Genomic DNA, 17,897 nt, shown 5'->3' with positions numbered 1-17,897 from the left:
GGGATGGCGCGCCGTGGCGCCACCCCGCGGACATCGCGCTATCCGGCGTAAGCGGCCCGTGCGTTCGCCTTGCGTGCCTTGGCGTACCGGCCGTTCGCGGGCAGCCACACCGCCACGATCGAGGCCACCGCGGCCGCCACGGCCAGCCACGCGATCCCGCGGATCGCGCCGGTGCCCGCTTCGGCGTCGGTGGCGATCCGCAACGCGATCCCGGCGTTCGCCAGCGCGCACAGCGTGACCAGGACGCGCGCCCACATCGCGCCGCCGCGCACCAGCAGGCCGAAGAGCAGCAGCAGCGCGCCCAGCACGACCGCCATGACCATCCGGGCCTGCAGCACGCCGTGGACCTCTTTGACGCCGTACTCGAACAGGGCGCCGCCCGCGGCCTTGATGGCGTCGGCGGACTCGCCGGACACCGAGGCGAGGGTCCGCGCGGTGATGTCCCGTTCGAGCTCCTCACCGCCGGTGAGGTACAGCACGCCGGAGACGATCCCGGCGAGCGCCGACACGACGGCGACCGCCATCGCGGCGACGAGCGTGCCGGGACGGCTGACCGGTGCCGGAACCGGCATCGGCTGGGCGGCGACCGCACCGCCCGGGTAGGGAGTCCCGGGGTAGGAGGTCCCTGGGTTGGAAGTCACGGTTCTTTCTCCTTGGCTATCGAATTGTCAAAGCGACCGAAGTCGCCCAGACGGGTGATAGTGGAGAAAGGCGCCACACGGAACGCACACAGTCCGCGCGGAAACTCAGGGGGCGGGGTTCTCGCAGGTGCCGGGGGTGGCTCGGAACAGTTGGGTGCGCGAGCCGCCTGCCGGGCGGGCGCGCACCGCGGCGTGGCTCGCGGCGAGCCAGACGGACTGGCCGCGGCGTAGTTCGGTGCGCTCGCCGTCCTCGGCGGTCACCACCAGCTCCCCCGCGGTGCACAGCAGGATCTGCGGGGCGCCCCCGGCGATGCGGACCTCGCCGTCGACCGCGCTGTCGCCGGTTTCCCATTCGATCCGGGTCAGCTCGAACTCGGGCGTTTCCGTGCGGTAGACGGCGCCGTGCGGGCCGAGGTCGCCGGTGTGCACCGGCATGTCGCCGCACCCGAAGTCGACGACGCGCAGCAGCTCGGGCACGTCCACGTGCTTCGGGGTGAGCCCGCAGCGCAGGATGTTGTCCGAGTTGGCGAGGATTTCGACGGCGGTGCCGTGCAGGTAGGAGTGCAGGTTCCCGGCCGGCAGGTAGATCGCCTCGCCCGCGGACAGGGTGAGCCGGTTGAGCAGCAGCGCGGCGAGCACGCCCGCGTCGCGCGGGTGCGCCTCGCCGAGTTCCAGGATGGTGCGGCATTCGACGTCGAACTCGCCGTGCTCCTTGATGTGCAGGACGCACGCGTCGAGGACGTCGGGCAGCAGTTCGTCGAGCGTGCCCTGCGGCAACGTGATCCACGTGGTGAACAGCGCGCGCAGGCCGTCGGGATCGGGCTGCTCGGCGAGCAGGTCGGTGTACTTCGCCAGCCCCGGCGTCTCGATCGCGCGCAGCAGCGCCACCGTCCGCTCCGGGGCGCGGAACCCGGCGAGCGCGTGGAACTCGGTGAGCGCGCACACCAGCTCGGGTTTCGCGGTCGGATCGGGGTAGTTGCGGTTCGCCGCGTCACGGGCGATGCCGAGCTTCTCCTCGCGCGCGTGGCCTTCCGCGGCCTGCGCCGCCGACGGGTGCGCCTGCATGGACAGCGGTTCTTCGGCGGCGAGGATCTTCAGCAGGAACGGGAGCCGGTTGCCCCACCGGTTCGCGCAGCGGTCACCGAGCTGGCCGACCGGGTCGGCTTCGAGCAGGTCGAGCAGGCTCCGCTCGGAACCGTCCTCGCCGATCACCTTCGACGGGTCGCCGGGGTGCGCGCCGAGCCACAGCTCCGCCTCCGGGTGCGGTGCGGGTACCGGCCTGCCGAGCAGTTCCGGGATCGTCGTTCTCGAGCCCCACGCGTAGGGCCGCACAGCATTGCGCAGCAGCTCCACTGTGTTCTCAACTCCTCTGCGGCCCGCGTCCTTCTCCGGCGGGGCCTAAGTTCCGGTCTGCTCGGCCGGGTGTCAGGCCGTGACGGACGTGAAGTGCCCGGCGCCCGTCCCCGCCGCGAGGCCGAGGTAGACGGCGGCCAGTTCGAACCGCAGCGCGAGCACCCCGGCCCGCACCGGCTCCTCCGCGTCCAGTTCCTCGGCGGGGGACACGATCTCGATCCCGGGGAACCGGTCGCCCGCCTCGAACCGCGCCGCGTCGGCGGCGGGACCCGTGCGGACCGAAAGCAGCATCGCCCGCGGCCGCGCGCCCGCGGCACCCTCGTCGTCCGGGTCGGCGAAAATATCCTGCGCGCTCGTCGTCGCGAGCGCCGCGTGGTGCAGCGCGGGCCTCGCCAGCGCCTGCTGGTAACCCGCGACGTCGCACACCGTCGCGGCGTGCGCGGCGAAGGCGAACGCCGCGTGTTCGGCGACCGCGACCGCGACCGGGTCGAACCCCCACAGCAGCGGGGTGCGCTCGGCCACGCGCAGCGCGAGCGCCTTGGCCGGGTTCGCGAACGAATCCCGGCCGAGGTGGTCCTTTTCGGCCTCATCGTCGAGCTGGTCGGCCAGCGATTCGACGTCGGCGACGTGCACGCCGAGCGCGTTCGCGGTGAGCAGCCCGGCGGCGAGCGCACGGGGGAAGGCGAACTCCGGCGGCACCGGCACGCGCGGGGTGAGCACCACGCCCTTGCCCGCCACCGACGCGGCGACCGGGCCGTCACCCGGCGCGGACAGCACGACCCGCGCGCCGTAGCGGCTCGCACGTTCCAGGGACGCGGCGAGCTCGCGGTCACCGGGGTCGTCGGTGTGCCCGAACACCACGTCGAGCGCGCCGACCCAGTTCGGCACGACGTCGCTGATCACCACCGGCACCGGGCACTGCGCGGCGATGAGCGCGTGCAGCACCCGCACCGCGCCCTTGCCCGCGCCCGGCCGCGAGAGCAGCACGAACGCGCGCGGCCGCCCGACGTCGAGCCGGTCGCTCAGCTCCAGCTCGGCCGCCGACTCGGCGGTGGACCGCACCTGCGCGCCCGCCATCGCGGCGTGCCGCAGCAGCCCGGCGCTGTCGGCCTCCGCGAGCCGCGCCGGGTCGTCGAGGAGCGAATCGTCAAGAACCATCGGCATGACGGCCATCCGGTTCGGTCGCCTCGTCCAGCAGCAGGACGGGGATCCCGTCGCGGACCGGGAACACCCGGCCGCATTCGGTGCAGGTCAACGCCTCGGCTTCGCCGTCGTCGGGAGTGCCGGGGCGCAGCGGCGCGTGGTCTGGCGACGGGCAGGCGAGGATCTCCAGCAGCTGCGCGTCAAGCTTGAGGGCCATATGTATTCCCTACCAGTAAGGGGTAACCCCTCGATTGCGGGTGTGCGGCGGAACGCCCCCTACGCACGGACGATCGCCAGCACTTCGTCGGTCAGCGCGCGCACCGCGGCCGCGTCCGCGGCCTCGACGTTCAGCCGCAGCAGCGGCTCGGTGTTGGACGCGCGCAGGTTGAACCACGACCCGTCGCCGAGCCGCACGGTCAGGCCGTCGAGCTCGTCGAGGGTGGCCCCGTCGCGGGCGCCGAAGGTGTCCTTCACCGCGTTCAGCCTGGCGACCTGGTCGGAAACCGTGGAATTGATCTCACCCGAGGCGGCGTAGCGCGAGTACTCGGCGGTCAGCTCGGACAGCGGGCGCTCCTGCTCGCCGAGCGCGGCCAGCACGTGCAGCGCGGCGAGCATGCCGGTGTCGGCGCGCCAGAAGTCGCGGAAGTAGTAGTGCGCGGAGTGCTCGCCGCCGAAGATCGCGCCGGTGGCGGCCATCTCCTGCTTGATGAACGAGTGCCCGACGCGGGTGCGCACCGCGGTGCCGCCGTGCTCGCGCACGATCTCGGGCACCGCGTGCGAGGTGATCAGGTTGTGGATGATCGTCCCGCCCGGCTCCTTGGCCAGCTCGCGGGTCGCGACGAGCGCGGTCACGGCGCTCGGCGACACCGGGTCGCCCTTCTCGTCGACGACGAAGCAGCGGTCCGCGTCGCCGTCGAAGGCGAGCCCGATGTCGGCGCCGACCTCGCGCACCTTGGCCTGCAGGTCGACGATGTTCTTCGGGTCGAGCGGGTTCGCTTCGTGGTTCGGGAAGCTGCCGTCCAGCTCGAAGTAGAGCGGCACGATCTCGAACGGGAGCGCGGCGAGATCACCCGCGCCGCCGAGCACGGTGGGCACGGTGTGCCCACCCATCCCGTTGCCCGCGTCGACGACGATCTTCAGCGGCCTGCTGCCGGTGAGGTCGACGAGCCCGCGCAGGTAGGCGGCGTAGTCGGCGAGGACGTCCCGCTCGGTGACGGTGCCACGCTGGCCGGAGAACCCGGGCACGCCGTTCTCCACGGTGTCCCTGATCTCGGACAGCCCGGAGTCCTGCCCGACCGGGGCGGCACCGGCGCGGCACAGCTTGATGCCGTTGTACTTCGCCGGGTTGTGGCTCGCGGTGAACATCGCGCCGGGCATGTCGAGCGAACCGGAGGCGAAGTACAGCTGGTCGGTGCTGGCCAGGCCGATCGACACCACGTCGAGCCCCTGCGAGGTCACGCCCTCGGCGAACGCCTTCGCCAGCCCCGGCGACGAGTCGCGCATGTCGTGTCCGATCACCACCGACGGCGAATCCGGCTTGATGAGCAGGGCGAACGCGGCGCCGAAGTCCCGCACCAGCCCGGCGTCGATCTGCTCGCCGACCACCCCGCGAATGTCGTAGGCCTTCACAATCCCCGAAAGGTCCGACACGCCCTCTCCCCGAACTACTCGACAACGCGCTCGTTGCGCGTGCCGAAGCCTACCGGCGGGTGAGGCCGTCGGGGCCTTCAGGTGCGTCCGGGCAGCACCCGCAGGTGGCCGCGGCGGCCGGACGGGCCTTCCTGCTCGGGTGGTGGCGGCGGCCCGTCGGAGCGGCCCGCCTCGCGGACGGCCTCGGCGAGCGCGGTCAGCTCGTCGTCGGAGCGGTCGGGTGCGGCGAACTCGCCTTCGTGGCGGACCACTTCCCAGCCCTTGGGCGCGGTCAGCCGCAGTGCGTGCTCTTCGCACAGGTCGTAGGAATGCGGCTCGGACGCCGTCGCGAGTGGGCCGACCACCGCCGTGGAATCGCTGTAGGCGTAGGTCAGCGTGGCGACCGCGGGCTCGAGACACCCCGTCCGCGAACACTTTCGTACGCTCGACACGGTCAATGACGATAGCGCGTCGCGGCGCCGGTGGCGCGCAGGCACACCGGTATGGCGGTGCATCACCGCGCGCTGTCGGGCCGTGCGCGTACCCTTTCCGTTCGTGGCGATGGCTCGTAGTTCCCGACAGCGGCAGGGCATGCGCCGGGACCGGCACGGGCGGGGCCTGCGCGGCCCGCTGTACCCGGCGTCGCTGCCCGCCGCGGCCAGCAGGGCCGAACGGTTCGACACGCTCGTGCTCGACGCGCTCGAACCGATCGAGGCCCGCTGGCGTGACCAGCTCACCAAGCTCGACGTCGCGGTCGACGACGTGCCCGAGGTGCGCAAGGGCCAGGCCCCCGCGCAGACCGACGGCGTGCTGCACGACGGCGCGGTCCCGCTCTCGCGCCTGGTGCCCGCCGGGGTCGACCGCACGGGCATGCCGACGCGGGCGCGCATCGTGCTCTACCGCCGCCCGCTGGAAGCGCGCGCGAAGGACCCCGCCGACCTGGCCGAACTGGTGCACGAAGTGCTCGTCGAACAGGTCGCGGGCTACCTGGGCGTGGAGCCCGACGTCATCGAGGGCGGCGACTAGCGGCACCGCGCCCGGGGATGGCCGTGAGCAGGGTGAACAGCACGGCGGCCACCTGGGCGAGCAGCAGGATGTTGCGCAGCGCCGACGGGTGCTCCACCAGCACCTCCGACTGCCTCGCCGGGACCGCGACGGCGACCTGGTGACCCCACGCGGGCACGATCGGCACGCGCTTGCCGTTGACGCTGGCCTGCCAGCCCGCCTCCTGCTCGGCGGCGAGCACCAGCAGCCTGCCCTCGGGGCCGTCGGACACCCGGACCCGCACGTCGGGGAGCTGGGCGTCGACCGGGGTCACGCCCGCGCTGTCGCCAGGCGCCTTGCCGGTGACGGCCTGCTTCGCCAGCTGCGACGGGATGAGCGCGACCTGGCCGGACGGCGGGACGAGCCGCAGCACGGCCCTGCCCGTGGTGGTCGACGCGGCGCTGGTGACGACGTCCTGGCCGAGCGCGAGGAACGCGGAAACGTTCGCACCGGGCGGCAGCACGACGAACAGCACGCCGTTCGCGGCGGCCGAGGCGAGCGCGGCCTTCGCCTGCTCGGCGGTGCCGCTGCCGAGATCGCGCTGCCAGCCCGCGAGCCTCGCCGGGGTCGCGGCGGGCAGCGCGTACTGGTCGTCGCCGTACTGCGGCAACCTGCCCGCGGCCTGGCGCGGCGGTTCGGTCGCGGTGCCGAGCACGAGCGCCGAGCGCCCGGTCATCGCGAGTTCGGCGGACAGCGGCGAGGTCAGCTCGGCGCCGCGGCCGTGCCGAAGCGGGCCGTCCCCGCCGACCACGAGTGCGCTCGCGGCGAGCGCGACGAGCACGACCACGCCACCGGCCGCGGCGAGCCTCGGCAGCAGCGGTGACGGCGCGCGGTCGAACTCCCGCGGTTCCGGCACGTATTCGCGGTGGCAGACGGCGAGCACGACCCACAGCAGGCCCGCGGCGATGACGAGCATCGGGACGCCGGTGAAGCCGATCGTCTTCGCGCCGCCCTGCAGCCCGGTGACCGGCACCATCCGCACCGCGAGGAGCCCGCCGACGCCGAGCACGAGCACGCACAGCCCGGCGACCGCGCGCGCGGTCGGCCGGGAGACGACGGCGACGAGCGCGGCCGCGACCAGCGCGACGCCGATCGGCCACGCGCCGGGCCCGCCGGGCGAGAGCCCGAGCAGATCGGCGGTGGCGGGCACGGCGCCCGCGCCACCGGTGCCGTGCAGCAGCAGCTCGGGGTGGTTGAACAGCACGGTGGGCCACGGAAGTTCGAGCGCGAGCGGGAGCAGCACGACGATCCCGACCGACGCGATCCGCCTCGCCAGCCCGGTCGGCGACGGCAGCACCACGAACCCGATGACGAGCCCGAGCAGCGCCAGCGCGTGCGCGAGCGGCGAGAACGCGCCGACGACGGCGAGCGCGAGCGCGGAGAGCACCGAAACGTGCAGCCAGCGGCCGTCGGAGCGGATGAGCACCGAGGTAATGCCCGCGATCACGGCAGGCAGCAGGATGTGCACCACGACGACGTCGAGCCTGCCCTGCGCGACCGAGGCGGTGGCCGCGGGCAGCAGCGCGTACGCGGCCGCGGCACCGGCGCGCACCCAGCGGTGCACGCGCATCCTGCGGGTGGCGGCGTAGGCGACGAGCGCGGCGAGCGGCGCGTCGGCGAGCAGCAGCACCGCGACGAACGCGGCTGGCCCGCCGAGCGGGGCGAACACGGCGCCCGCCACGCCGAGCACGCCGAAGGTCGCGGGCGCGGAGCTGCCGGTGCCGCCCGCGACGGCGTGCCACGGCGCGAGGTACTCCGTCCACAGCTCGCCGAGGCCGCCGACCGGAAGCAGCTTGCCGCCGGAGAGGTCGAGGCCGAGCCTGCTCCCGTTGATCACCAGCCCGAGCGCGGTGAGCACCACGAACAGCACCACCGGCGGGGCGAACAAGGTCGCGGACAGCACCCGCTTGCGGTTGACCTCGACGAACACCAGCTCGCGGCCCTCACCGGCGGTGGGCCCCGGCGATGGGCGCGTCTCGGCCTCTTCCTCCGCCGTGTCATCGCGATCGGGTTCGACCGCGTCGACCGGGACCGCGACCACGGCGCTGGGCCTGCGCAGCCCGGCGGCCCTGATCCCGGTGGACGGCAGCGCGCCGACGGGCAGCGCGTCGGGGCCGACGGGTTTCGGGGCGTCCGAACGCATCGCTTCGGGCGGGATCCACGCCGATTCGTCCGCACCGGGCTCGGGAAGCCTGCCGAGCGCGGCTTCGCTGGCGACGCGGCGGCGCACGAGCGCGTGCACGCCCGCGCGCGTCGCGTTGCGGATCCTGGTCCACCTGCTGGTGAACAGCCCGCTCACGGTTCCGGCGCGCAGACCGGCCGCCTTGCGCTCGGCGCGCGCGGCCCGCAGCCCGCCCTGCCCGCTCACCACGTACCGGATCGCCTCGAACTCGGCGGCGGCACGGTCACCGCGCCTGGCGACGGCGAACCCGAGCCCGCGCAGCACGCACAGCAGGACCAGCCGGACCAGGCCGAGCCAGTACGAGAACGCGGAGCAGTTCACCAGGAACACCCGCATGCCGTGCGCGCGCTCCGCTTCGGCGAGCGAACCGGGCACCGCCTTCGCGGCGCGCTGCCCGGTGGTCAGCGCGCGGGCGTGCCGGAGCTTCGCCCTCGGCACGCACAGCACGAGCCTGCCCGCCGCGTTCGCCCGCCAGCCGAAGTCGATGTCCTCACCCAGCAACCCGAACTCGCGGTCGAAACCGCCGAGGGTGTGCCAGAGTTCGCGTTCCACCAGCGATCCGGCGCTCGGCGTCGCGAGCACCTCCGTGCTCTGCTCCGGGCGCTCCTCGTCGAACGGGAGCGTCGGCTGGCGGTTGCCCGACGCGTCGAGCGAAAGCCCAGCGTCGACGATCAGGCGCGGATCGGCCCAGTCGACGGCGAGCGGTCCGAGCACGCCGGCCGACGGCGCCGCTTCGGCCGCCTTCAGCAGATTGTCGAGGCAGTCCGGTTCGGGTGCGCAGTCGTCGTGCAGGAGCCACAAATGCCTGCCGGGATCGCCCCAGCGGTCGACCGCGTGCTCGACGGCACTGTCCACAGCGGACGCGAACCCGGTGCCACCCGGAAGGGTGAGCACCTCGTCCAGAACGGGAAAAGTGTCCGGCCCGGCGGCGAGATCACTGGTGTCCGCCGCTTCGGTAAGGAGCCGCGCGGTGCGGTCCGTCGAACCGGTGTCCACGGCGAGGATGTGGCGCGGCCGCACGGTGCTGCGGCGCAACGCCGACAGGGCGAGCGGGAGCCACTGCTCCCCGTTGTGGCAGACGAGGATCGCGAGCACCGGCGCGGTGCGCTGCGTCGGTGGCGTTGGCGTGCGTGGCAACAACCGCTCCAGTGCTCCGCGGATGGGCAGGAATTGCGATCACCCTACGAGGTAAGGAAAACCCCGCGTACTCCTGCCCCGCGACACCGGCGCGATCAGACCGCGCGCTTCTTCAGCTTCCGCCGCTCGCGCTCGGAAAGACCGCCCCAGATACCGAATCGCTCGTCATGGGCGAGCGCGTACTCCAGGCACTCGTCCTTGACTTCGCAGCCCTGGCAGATCCGTTTGGCCTCACGGGTGGAACCGCCCTTCTCGGGGAAGAACGCCTCCGGATCCGTCTGCGCGCACAGGGCGCGGTCCTGCCATTCCTGTTCCTCGGCGGGATCGAAAAGATCGGTGAGTTCACCCAGCTCCCCAGCAGGGTCCTCTCGCCAGTCCACGACCGGTGCCAAGTTCCTTCCTTCGGCGTCCAACCGCATGTCCGCCTCCTCCGCTTCCACGCACTCCCCAGGCTGGCGGTGTGAATCCAGTCCCTCGCCGCCCCCTTGCCCGCAGCGAATGACATCAATGTGATTACACCCGTGTAGTGCGGCCAGGTCAAGCCGAGTAGCGAGTTCGGGGGATACCCGAAGTGCCCGGCGCAAGCGGACACGCCGTACGACACGCGGCGGTTCCCGTCCCAGATGTGACGTATCCCCCGGTTGGCCGCACCCGTTCGGACGGTCTTTGGAAGACTGGCGGCGTGCAACGTTCCGCAGTGCGCCCCAGCCCCGTGTTCTTCGGCATCCTCGCCGCGACGATCGCAGGCGGGGTACTCGCCGCGGTCGGCGACCAGTCGACGCTGTTCACCCTCCACCACGACCCGCTCATCGTCGGCGGTGTGTTCATCCTGGTGATCGCCGGGTGGGCGTTGTCGCTCACGCTGCACGAGTTCGGTCACGCGATCGTGGCGTTCAAGGGCGGCGATCACGAGGTGGCGCTCAAGGGCTACCTGTCGATGGACGTCCGCAAGTACACCGATCCGGTGTTCTCACTGGTGATCCCGTTGCTGCTGCTCGCGGTCGGCGGGATCCCGCTGCCCGGCGGCGCGGTGTGGATCAACAACTGGGCGCTGCGCTCGCGCGCGGTGTCCTCGTGGGTGTCGCTCGCGGGCCCGCTGACGAACCTCGGCTTCGGCATCGTGCTGAGCGTCGGCGTCGCCTACATCCCCGGCATCCCGATCGGGCTCGTGTGCGGGCTGTCCTATCTCGCGCTGTTGCAGATCCTCACGTTCGTGCTGAACATCCTCCCGGTCCCCGGCCTCGACGGGTACGGCGCGATCGAGCCGTACCTCTCCCCGCAGGCGCGCGAACTGGGTGCGAAGGCGCGGCCGTGGGCCCCGCTCGTGCTCTTCGCGCTGCTGCTCGCGGTGCCGTTCGTGCGCGACGCGTTCTTCGACCTCTCGCGGCTGGTGTTCGACGCGATCGGCGGCGAAGCGACCTTCGCGAACTTCGGCGGCTCACTGTTCCAGTTCTGGCAGTAGGCCCTGGCCTGGGCGAACCCATTCAGATTCCTCTGGTATCTGGACTTGGGGGCGGCGGCGCACTTATAGTCGGCTGGTCACCACAGCCTGCGCGCCGGAGGACAGATGACCACGGCAGAACACGTCGACGTGCTGATCGTCGGAGCCGGGCTGTCCGGCATCGGCGCGGCCTGCCACCTGCGCACCGAACTGCCGGGGAAGAGCATCGCGATCCTCGAGGCGCGCGAATCGATGGGCGGCACCTGGGACCTGTTCCGCTATCCGGGAATCCGCTCCGACTCGGACATGTTCACCCTCGGCTACCGGTTCAAGCCGTGGCCGGAGCAGGAGGCGATCGCCGACGGGCCGTCGATCCTGCGGTACGTCAAGAAGACCGCCGAGGAGTACGGCGTCGCCGGGAAGATCCGGTACGGCCACCGCGTCGTCGGCGCCGAATGGTCCACTGTGGACTCGAAGTGGACGGTCCAGGTCCAACGCGGGGCCGAGACCGCGACGTTCACCTGCGACTTCCTGTTCACCTGCGGCGGGTACTACGACTACGAAGAGGGCTACTCGCCGCGGTTCCCCGGCCGCGAGCGGTTCACCGGGACCGTGGTGCACCCGCAGCACTGGCCGGAAGACCTCGACTACGCGGGCAAGCGGGTGGTCGTGATCGGCAGCGGCGCGACCGCGGTGACGCTGGTGCCCGCGATGGCGGGGGAAGCGGCGCACGTGACCATGCTGCAGCGGTCGCCGACCTACATCATGGCGCGGCCCGCCAAGGACAAGATCGCCAACAAGCTGCGCGACCTGCTGCCGGAGAAGCTCGCCTACGGGGTCGCGCGCTGGAAGAACGTGCTGACGCTGATCGGCTCGTACCAGCTCAGCAGGCGCAGCCCCGGGCTGGTGAAGTGGGTCATCCGGCGGACCACCAAGCGCAGCCTGCCCGCCGGGTTCGACGTCGACACGCACTTCAAACCGCGCTACGACCCGTGGGACCAACGCTTGTGCATCGTGCCGGGCGGCGACCTGTTCCGCGCGATCCGGCGCGGCACCGCCTCGGTGGTCACCGACACCATCGACACCTTCACCGAGCGCGGGATCCGGCTCAGCTCCGGTGAAGAGCTCGAAGCCGACATCGTGATCACCGCGACCGGTCTGAACCTGCGTCCCTTCGGCGGTTTCGACCTGACCGTCGACGGCGCGGAGGTCAAGCTCGCGGAAACCATGATGTACAAGGGAATGATGCTGTCCGGCGTGCCGAACTTCGCCTTCGTGATCGGGTACACGAACGCGTCGTGGACGCTGAAAGCGGATCTCGTGTGCGAATACGTGTGCCGCCTGCTCGGGCACATGGACTCGCGCGGGTACCGCGTGTGCGTGCCGGAGCGCGACCCCGCGGTCGCCGAAGAACCGTTCATGGACCTGATGTCGGGCTACATCCTGCGCTCGCAGGACACGCTGCCGAAGCAGGGCGCGCGGGAACCGTGGCGGCTGCGGCAGAACTACCTCCGCGACATCGTCACCATCCGGCGCGGCGCCGTGGAGGACGAGGCGATGCGGTTCACCGCGGAGGCCCCTGCTGTCGCACCCTCGCGCTGACATCGGGCCTTCGCGCCGTACTGCGGTTAGCGTCGAGGGGTGCTCACCACGCTCGCCGTCGAAAACTACCGCTCGCTGCGCGACCTCGTGCTGCCGTTGTCCCGGCTGACGCTGGTCACCGGTCCGAACGGCAGCGGGAAGTCCAGTCTCTACCGCGCGTTGCGCCTGCTCGCCGACGCCTCGCGCAACGGCGCGGTCGCCGCGCTGGCCCGCGAGGGCGGACTCCAGTCGACGCTGTGGGCGGGACCGGAAACGAAGGCGCGCAAAGGGCGCGCGGTCGTGCAGGGCACCGTGCGGACGAAACCGGTGGCGCTGCGGCTCGGGTTCACCGGTGACGAGTTCGGGTACGCGCTCGATCTGGGGCTGCCGAACGTCGATCCGACGCCGCCGACCCCGTTCATGCTCGATCCCGAGATCAAGCGCGAATGCGTGTGGCGCGGCGCGGTGCTGCGAAAGGCGGCGCTGATGGCCGATCGCGGCGGTTCGGCGGTGTGGACGCGGAGCGCCGAAGGCTCGTGGCACGAGAAGCCCGAGCGCATCCGGCTCACCGACAGCATGCTCAGCGAGTTCGCCGACCCGCGCGCCTGCCCGGAACTGCTCGTGCTGCGCGAACGGATCCGCTCGTGGCGGTTCTACGACCAGTTCCGCACCGACGCCGACGCACCGGCGCGGCAAGCGCGCATCGGCACCAGGACCCCGGTGCTCGGGCACGACGGCGGCGATCTGGCCGCGGCGCTGGAGACGATCAACGAATCCGGGGACGCGGGCGCGCTCGCCACCGCGGTCGACAACGCGTTCCCCGGTTCGCGGCTGTTCGTCAAGAACTCCGACGGCCGGTTCGAGCTGTGCCTGCGCCAGCACGGCCTGCTGCGCCCGCTCGGCGTCGCCGAGATGTCCGACGGCACGCTGCGCTACCTCCTGCTGGTGGCCGCGCTGTGCACGCCGAGCCCGCCGGAACTGCTGGTGCTCAACGAACCCGAGACCAGCCTGCACCCCGATCTGCTGCCCGCGCTCGCCGCGTTGATCGCGAACGCGGCGAAGCGGACGCAGGTCGTCGTGGTCTCGCACGCGCAACCGCTGGTCCGCGCGCTGGAGCAGGTGAGCGAGGACGCGACCACGCTCGCGCTGGAGAAGGAACTCGGCCAGACCGTCCTCAGTGGACAGGGGCGGCTCGACCGGCCGGGGTGGAGCTGGCCGAAGCGCTGAACGTGCGCCGGTAGGCCAGCGGCGAGACGCCGATGGCCCCGCGCAGGTGCTGGCGCAGCGAGGTGCCGGTGGCGAACCCGACCCGCGCGGCGATCTCGTCCACCGGCAGGTCGCTGGTTTCGAGGAGTTCGCGTGCGCGCACCAGGCGCTGCTGAATGAGCCAGCGGCCGGGGCTGACCCCGGCTTCGTCCCGGAACCGGCGGGCGAACGTGCGCAGGCTCATCCTCGCGTGCGCGGCGAGATCGGACTGGCTCAGCGGCAGGTGCAGCCGTTCGAGCGCCCACTGCCGGGTGGCCGAAGTGCTGCTCGCCGCGGGGCTCGGCACCGGCTGCTCGATGTACTGGGCCTGGCCACCGTCGCGCCACGGCGGCACCACGCACAGGCGGGCGACCCGGTTGGCCACGCCGCTGCCGTGATCGCCGCGCACCAGGTGCAGGCAGACGTCCACACCGGACGCGGCACCGGCCGAGGTGAGCAGGTCGCCGTCGTCGACGTAGAGCACGTCCTGGTCGAGCCGCACGGCGGGATACCGCGCGCGGAACTCCTCGGTCAGGCCCCAGTGCGTGGTGGCGGGGCGGCCGTCGAGCAGGCCCGCCGCGGCGAGCACGAAGGCGCCGGTGCAGATGGACACGACGCGGGCGCCCGGCCGGATCCTGGCGAGCGCGCCCGCCACTTCCGGCGGGAGCCCGCCTTCGGCAGGCGGCCGGTCGCACGGCGGGATCACCACGGTGTCGGCCGTTTCCAGCGCTTCGGGCCCGTGCTCGACGGCGATCGCGAAATCCGCGTTGCTCGCCACCTGCCCGCCGTCGACGGTGCAGGTGAGCACCTCGTAGTGCTCAGGGAGGGAGCCGAAGATCCGCTTCGGGATGCCCAGTTCGAACGGGTACACGCCGGGGAGTGCCAGCACGACGATCCGATGCATGGCACGATCTTATCGAATGATGGCGATCATGCCATTTCGGTGCGCGCTCGGCGTCGGCAGCATGGGGCACATGAGCGAGAAAACGATGCGAGCGATCAGGCAGGACGCCTTCGGCGGCCCGGAGGTGCTGACCGAGGTGGAGTTGCCGCGACCGGAGCCGGGGCTGAGCGAACTGCTCGTCCGCGTGCACGCGGCGGGGCTGAACCCGACGGACTGGAAGCACCGCGCGGGCACCGGTATGCACCCGCAACTCCCGATGGTGCTCGGCTGGGACGTGTCCGGCGTGGTCGAGGCGGTGGGTGTCGGCGTCACGCTGTTCAAGCCGGGTGACGAGGTCTTCGGCATGCTGCCCTACCCGCACGGCAGGGGCGCCTTCGCCGAATACGTCACCGGGACCGCGCGGGCGTTCGCGCACAAACCGCTTTCCCTCGACCACACCCAAGCCGCCGCGATCCCGCTCGCGGCGCTCACCGCGTGGCAGGCGCTGGTGGACACGGCGAACGTGCAGCGGGGTCAGCGCGTGCTCGTCCACGCGGCCGCGGGCGGGGTCGGGCACTTCGCGGTGCAGATCGCCAAGGCACGCGGCGCGCACGTGCTCGGCACGGCGAGCGCGGGCAAGCACGAGTTCCTGCGCCGCATCGGCGTGGACGAGCCGATCGACTACCGCGAGGTGGACGTCGCCGAGGCGGTCCGCGATGCCGACGTCGTGCTCGACACCATCGGCGACGACAACGCGCTCCGCTCGCTGCGGATACTGCGCCCCGGCGGCGTGCTGGTCACCATCCTGCCGCGCGGGCTCGACGAGCTGCACGCGGAAGCCGACCGGCTGGGCGTGCGCGCCGAAGGGCTGCTGGTCGAGGCGGACCACGCCGGGATGACCGCGATCGCGGCACTGGCCGAATCGGGCGAACTGCGCCCGGAAATCGCGGAAACCTTCCCGCTGGCCGAGGCCGCGAAGGCGCACGCGCTCGGCGAAACCGGCCGTACCACGGGAAAACTGGTGCTCGTCGTGCGCTGACCGCAAGATCGTCAAAGCGGCCACCCTGGAGCCCGCAGGCTGCTACGGTCCAGTCGTCTGTTTGTTTCGAACCATTCGCTCGACTGGTTCGATTACGTCTGGGAGGAAACATGGCCAAGCTCACCCGTCGTATCGCCACCGCGGCAGCCGTCGCGACAATCGGCACCGTGGCGCTGACGACCGCTTCGGCGAACGCGTCCACGGCCGCCGTGCAGGCCCCGAACTCGTTTCAGTGCGTGATCCACAACCACACGCCGCTGTACAACTTCGGCGCCATCGTCGGCTGGACCAACGCGGGCCAAGGGCTCTACGACGTCATCGAGAACTCGGGCGACTTCAACTGGGCCAGGCTCATGGGCGACGCCGGCGGCACGTCGTACCAGATCCAGAAGTGGCACATGGGCTGGTGCTGATCTCACCGTACGCGGGCGTTCCGGGCCGGTGTTCCACCGGCCCGGAACTGTCCAAAGCGGACTTGGTCAGGCGTGCGCGGCGAACCACTTGTTCGCGCGCTTGGCGACGCGTTTGAGCCCCGAGCGCTCGCCGAGGTAGTCCCCTGCCATGCCGACCACCGGCACCATCCCGATCGCCCGGTGGTAGAAGCGGCCGCGCGGGCGCTTTTCCAGCTCTTCGGTGATCGACAGCAGTGATTTGCCGAGTCGCCAGAGCGTGCGCGCGGTCGCCTTCGGGGTGATCTTGCCGTGCTTCTTGGACGATTCCGAGAGCTCCTCGGTGAGCTGCGCGGTTTCCTCGTCCTCGGCCTTGGCGTCGTGCTCGGCGTGCTTTCCCGCGGCGAGCACCGGATCGACGTCCCGTTCGAACAGGACCCACGCGATCAGCCGCACGCGGTCGCCGAGTTCGAAGACCCCGCGCTCACCGGCCAGCGCGCACAACAGGAGCCCCTGCGACGCCGCGCCCAGCGCGTCCTGCACGGGCAGCCGGTCCGCCAGCGCGCCGCCGAGGCCGGGGATCGCGGTCAGCAGCGCGGTGAACCGGCCGACGCGGTTGACCCACCAGTTCGCGCGGGCGTCGGCGTCCATGTCCGCCCACGCCGCGGTACCGGGCACCTTCACCGAGGCGAGGCCGTCGAGCAGCTTGTCCCGCAGGGTGGAGTCGACCTCGGCCAGATCGTCGTCGTCGCGGCGGCGTTCCCGCAACCCCATCGGATCGGACTCGCGCAGCGCGTCGAGCATCGGCCCGGTCGCCCTGGCGAACGGCCGCAGCACGGCAACCACCTGACGGTCCGAAATGGACTCACCCACGCTTGCCTCCCGCGGCCTTCCCGGCGGTGCCACCCGCCAGCGCACCGCCGAGCACCATCGCACCCGGCAGCGTGCCCGCCGCGAGCAGCAGCAACGACCGCCAGTCTTGCAGCAGTACGTTGTCCTTGCCCGGTCCGAACAGGCCGACCACGAGCACGGTCACGATCCACACCACGAGCGGGACCGCGGACGCCCTGCGCCCGACGAGCTTCGCGGCCTGTATCACCAGCAACGGGGTGGTCACCCCGGCGAGCACGACCGTGATCGGCGCCGGGACGTCGCCCAGTTTCGGCAGGAACACGCCGTCGAACCGCAGCGGCAGGAAGAAGAGTTCGAGCACGGCGAGCAGGATCGTGTCGAGGATCAGGATCGCGAGCATGGCGCCGCGCTCGAAATCGCGCCGCGTCACGGTCTCCGCCATCACAGTCCTCCGAACAGGTCCGCCGACACGTCTTCGGCGCCGCCCCCGGCGTGCACGAAGCACTCGGCCGGCGGCAACGGCTGCGCGATGCCGTTGGACAGCGCGAAGCAGGCCGCGCCGTCCGGCACCGACACCTGCGTCGCGTGCGCGCGCAGTGCCGAAATCTTGGCATCGAGGTGGCCGCTGATGTCGATCGAGGTGGTGATCTCGGCGTCCGGCGTGGTGGGGAGTTCGCCGTCGTCGGGGACCCGGAACCCGAGGCCGGGCCGTTCCCGCAGCTCCGCGAGGCCCTGTTTGGTCGCCTGCTCCGACGCCGCGATGTGGAAGAGCCTGGCGCCGCCGACCGCGGCCGTGGTGATCTCGTGCGCCCTGATGTGGTCGGGGTGGCCGTAGCCGCCGAACGCGTCGTAGGTGACCACGACCTGCGGGCGGACCTCGTCGAGAATCTCCCTCAGCTGGGCGACCTGCTCGTCGAACGCGCCCGCGGTGAACGCCCTCGGGTGGTTCAGCCCGGCGTCGGCCATGCCGGAGTCGCGCCAGCGCCCGATCCCGCCGAGGAACCGCTGCCGGGTGACCCCCAGCGCGGCGCGGGCACCGGCCAGCTCACCGGCCCGGTAGCCGCCGAGCTGGTCACCGGCCCACGAGCCGAGCCCGTCGAGCTCGGGCGGGATGATCTCGCCCTCTTCGCCGAGCGTGCAGGTCACCAAGGTCACCTCGGCGCCTTCGGCCGCGTAGCGGGCCATCACCCCGCCGGTGGTGATGCTCTCGTCGTCGGGGTGCGCGTGCACGAGCAGGAGCCTGCGTGGTCGGGCTGAGGTCACCGGACCAGGTTAATCGGATCTGCCGCTATCCTCAGCCCGACCCGATCTCCGGCGAAGGGCGTGGCGTGCGCGGCG

Annotated in this window: 18 protein-coding genes; 6 read left to right on the top strand and 12 right to left on the bottom strand. The window is 71.9% G+C overall.

Going from position 1 to position 17,897, the window contains the following annotated elements:
• Nucleotides 1-38: 38 nt before the first annotated feature.
• The 6 genes from HUW46_RS28580 to HUW46_RS28555 all read right to left on the bottom strand — a co-directional run bounded on the left by HUW46_RS28580 (nucleotide 39) and on the right by HUW46_RS28555 (nucleotide 5,218).
• Nucleotides 39-641 (bottom strand): hypothetical protein, encoded by a 603-nt coding sequence (locus HUW46_RS28580; RefSeq protein ID WP_215541873.1) that lies wholly within the window; start codon nucleotides 639-641, stop codon nucleotides 39-41.
• Between the two features lie 105 nt (nucleotides 642-746).
• Nucleotides 747-1,994 (bottom strand): mannose-6-phosphate isomerase, class I, encoded by a 1,248-nt coding sequence (manA, locus tag HUW46_RS28575; RefSeq protein ID WP_215541872.1) that lies wholly within the window; start codon nucleotides 1,992-1,994, stop codon nucleotides 747-749.
• A gap of 72 nt (nucleotides 1,995-2,066) precedes the next feature.
• Complete coding sequence (locus HUW46_RS28570; protein ID WP_215541871.1) at nucleotides 2,067-3,158, bottom strand: hypothetical protein; 1,092 nt, start codon at nucleotides 3,156-3,158, stop codon at nucleotides 2,067-2,069.
• Complete coding sequence (locus tag HUW46_RS28565; protein ID WP_215541870.1) at nucleotides 3,142-3,354, bottom strand: Trm112 family protein; 213 nt, start codon at nucleotides 3,352-3,354, stop codon at nucleotides 3,142-3,144. The genes HUW46_RS28570 and HUW46_RS28565 overlap by 17 nt, the downstream gene beginning before the upstream one ends.
• Nucleotides 3,355-3,413: 59 nt before the next feature.
• The gene (locus HUW46_RS28560; protein ID WP_215541869.1) at nucleotides 3,414-4,787 is read right to left on the bottom strand and encodes a phosphomannomutase/phosphoglucomutase; all 1,374 of its coding nucleotides are present in this window, start codon (nucleotides 4,785-4,787) and stop codon (nucleotides 3,414-3,416) included.
• Nucleotides 4,788-4,864: 77 nt separating this feature from the next.
• Entirely contained in the window at nucleotides 4,865-5,218 is a 354-nt protein-coding gene (locus HUW46_RS28555; RefSeq protein ID WP_215541868.1) for a DUF3499 domain-containing protein, read from the bottom strand.
• Between the two features lie 109 nt (nucleotides 5,219-5,327).
• On the opposite strand from HUW46_RS28555, the gene HUW46_RS28550 reads away from it, so the two are divergent.
• The gene (locus tag HUW46_RS28550; protein WP_215550174.1) at nucleotides 5,328-5,792 is read left to right on the top strand and encodes a metallopeptidase family protein; all 465 of its coding nucleotides are present in this window, start codon (nucleotides 5,328-5,330) and stop codon (nucleotides 5,790-5,792) included.
• Here HUW46_RS28550 and HUW46_RS28545 read toward each other — a convergent pair.
• Both HUW46_RS28545 and HUW46_RS28540 read right to left on the bottom strand, forming a co-directional pair.
• Nucleotides 5,773-9,129, bottom strand: coding sequence for a glycosyltransferase family 2 protein (locus HUW46_RS28545; protein WP_215541867.1), 3,357 nt, complete (start codon nucleotides 9,127-9,129; stop codon nucleotides 5,773-5,775). The genes HUW46_RS28550 and HUW46_RS28545 overlap by 20 nt on opposite strands.
• A gap of 95 nt (nucleotides 9,130-9,224) precedes the next feature.
• Nucleotides 9,225-9,548 (bottom strand): WhiB family transcriptional regulator, encoded by a 324-nt coding sequence (locus tag HUW46_RS28540; protein ID WP_215541866.1) that lies wholly within the window; start codon nucleotides 9,546-9,548, stop codon nucleotides 9,225-9,227.
• A gap of 263 nt (nucleotides 9,549-9,811) precedes the next feature.
• Here HUW46_RS28540 and HUW46_RS28535 point away from each other — a divergent pair, with 263 nt between their 5' ends.
• The 3 genes from HUW46_RS28535 to HUW46_RS28525 all read left to right on the top strand — a co-directional run bounded on the left by HUW46_RS28535 (nucleotide 9,812) and on the right by HUW46_RS28525 (nucleotide 13,378).
• Nucleotides 9,812-10,591 carry a site-2 protease family protein gene (locus tag HUW46_RS28535; RefSeq protein WP_215541865.1) on the top strand — a complete coding sequence of 260 codons (780 nt, stop codon included), beginning with the start codon at nucleotides 9,812-9,814 and terminating at the stop codon, nucleotides 10,589-10,591.
• 105 nt (nucleotides 10,592-10,696) lie between these two features.
• Complete coding sequence (locus tag HUW46_RS28530) at nucleotides 10,697-12,172, top strand: flavin-containing monooxygenase (RefSeq protein WP_215541864.1); 1,476 nt, start codon at nucleotides 10,697-10,699, stop codon at nucleotides 12,170-12,172.
• A 39-nt stretch (nucleotides 12,173-12,211) separates the two neighbouring features.
• Nucleotides 12,212-13,378, top strand: coding sequence for an AAA family ATPase (locus HUW46_RS28525; RefSeq protein ID WP_215541863.1), 1,167 nt, complete (start codon nucleotides 12,212-12,214; stop codon nucleotides 13,376-13,378).
• Here HUW46_RS28525 and HUW46_RS28520 read toward each other — a convergent pair.
• On the bottom strand, nucleotides 13,326-14,300 hold the full coding sequence (locus HUW46_RS28520) for a GlxA family transcriptional regulator (RefSeq protein ID WP_215541862.1): 975 nt from the start codon (nucleotides 14,298-14,300) through the stop codon (nucleotides 13,326-13,328). The genes HUW46_RS28525 and HUW46_RS28520 overlap by 53 nt on opposite strands.
• An 85-nt stretch (nucleotides 14,301-14,385) precedes the next feature.
• Between HUW46_RS28520 and HUW46_RS28515 the strand changes: the two genes are divergently transcribed.
• Both HUW46_RS28515 and HUW46_RS28510 read left to right on the top strand, forming a co-directional pair.
• Nucleotides 14,386-15,318 (top strand): NADP-dependent oxidoreductase, encoded by a 933-nt coding sequence (locus HUW46_RS28515; RefSeq protein WP_215550173.1) that lies wholly within the window; start codon nucleotides 14,386-14,388, stop codon nucleotides 15,316-15,318.
• Between the two features lie 110 nt (nucleotides 15,319-15,428).
• Complete coding sequence (locus tag HUW46_RS28510; RefSeq protein ID WP_215541861.1) at nucleotides 15,429-15,731, top strand: hypothetical protein; 303 nt, start codon at nucleotides 15,429-15,431, stop codon at nucleotides 15,729-15,731.
• Between the two features lie 66 nt (nucleotides 15,732-15,797).
• Here HUW46_RS28510 and HUW46_RS28505 read toward each other — a convergent pair whose 3' ends face one another.
• Genes HUW46_RS28505 through mshB form a run of 3 tightly spaced genes read right to left on the bottom strand, consistent with a single transcriptional unit; the run spans nucleotide 15,798 to nucleotide 17,822 of the window.
• Nucleotides 15,798-16,580: a hypothetical protein gene (locus tag HUW46_RS28505; protein WP_215541860.1), complete on the bottom strand. Its 783-nt coding sequence runs from the start codon at nucleotides 16,578-16,580 to the stop codon at nucleotides 15,798-15,800.
• Nucleotides 16,573-17,001: a hypothetical protein gene (locus HUW46_RS28500; RefSeq protein ID WP_215541859.1), complete on the bottom strand. Its 429-nt coding sequence runs from the start codon at nucleotides 16,999-17,001 to the stop codon at nucleotides 16,573-16,575. Before HUW46_RS28500 ends, HUW46_RS28505 begins: the two co-directional genes overlap by 8 nt.
• A complete protein-coding gene (gene mshB / locus HUW46_RS28495; protein WP_215541858.1) occupies nucleotides 17,001-17,822 on the bottom strand; it encodes an N-acetyl-1-D-myo-inositol-2-amino-2-deoxy-alpha-D-glucopyranoside deacetylase in 822 nt (273 codons plus the stop codon). Before mshB ends, HUW46_RS28500 begins: the two co-directional genes overlap by 1 nt.
• Nucleotides 17,823-17,897: the final 75 nt, after the last annotated feature.

Source organism: Amycolatopsis sp. CA-230715 (genome assembly GCF_018736145.1).
Taxonomy (GTDB): Bacteria; Actinomycetota; Actinomycetes; order Mycobacteriales; family Pseudonocardiaceae; genus Amycolatopsis.
The sequence above is the reverse complement of the archived record's forward strand: the minus strand, read 5'-3'. Positions and strand labels throughout refer to the sequence as shown.

What these genes read in the sequence shown, in the direction of transcription:
- HUW46_RS28565 (WP_215541870.1), bottom strand. Translation starts at nt 3,354, where the DNA reads ATGGCCCTCAAGCTTGACGCGCAGCTGCTGGAGATCCTCGCCTGCCCG.
- HUW46_RS28510 (WP_215541861.1), top strand. Translation starts at nt 15,429, where the DNA reads ATGGCCAAGCTCACCCGTCGTATCGCCACCGCGGCAGCCGTCGCGACA.
- HUW46_RS28515 (WP_215550173.1), top strand. Translation starts at nt 14,386, where the DNA reads ATGCGAGCGATCAGGCAGGACGCCTTCGGCGGCCCGGAGGTGCTGACC.
- HUW46_RS28530 (WP_215541864.1), top strand. Translation starts at nt 10,697, where the DNA reads ATGACCACGGCAGAACACGTCGACGTGCTGATCGTCGGAGCCGGGCTG.
- HUW46_RS28550 (WP_215550174.1), top strand. Translation starts at nt 5,328, where the DNA reads ATGGCTCGTAGTTCCCGACAGCGGCAGGGCATGCGCCGGGACCGGCAC.
- HUW46_RS28540 (WP_215541866.1), bottom strand. Translation starts at nt 9,548, where the DNA reads ATGCGGTTGGACGCCGAAGGAAGGAACTTGGCACCGGTCGTGGACTGG.
- HUW46_RS28520 (WP_215541862.1), bottom strand. Translation starts at nt 14,300, where the DNA reads ATGCATCGGATCGTCGTGCTGGCACTCCCCGGCGTGTACCCGTTCGAA.
- HUW46_RS28500 (WP_215541859.1), bottom strand. Translation starts at nt 17,001, where the DNA reads ATGGCGGAGACCGTGACGCGGCGCGATTTCGAGCGCGGCGCCATGCTC.
- HUW46_RS28570 (WP_215541871.1), bottom strand. Translation starts at nt 3,158, where the DNA reads ATGCCGATGGTTCTTGACGATTCGCTCCTCGACGACCCGGCGCGGCTC.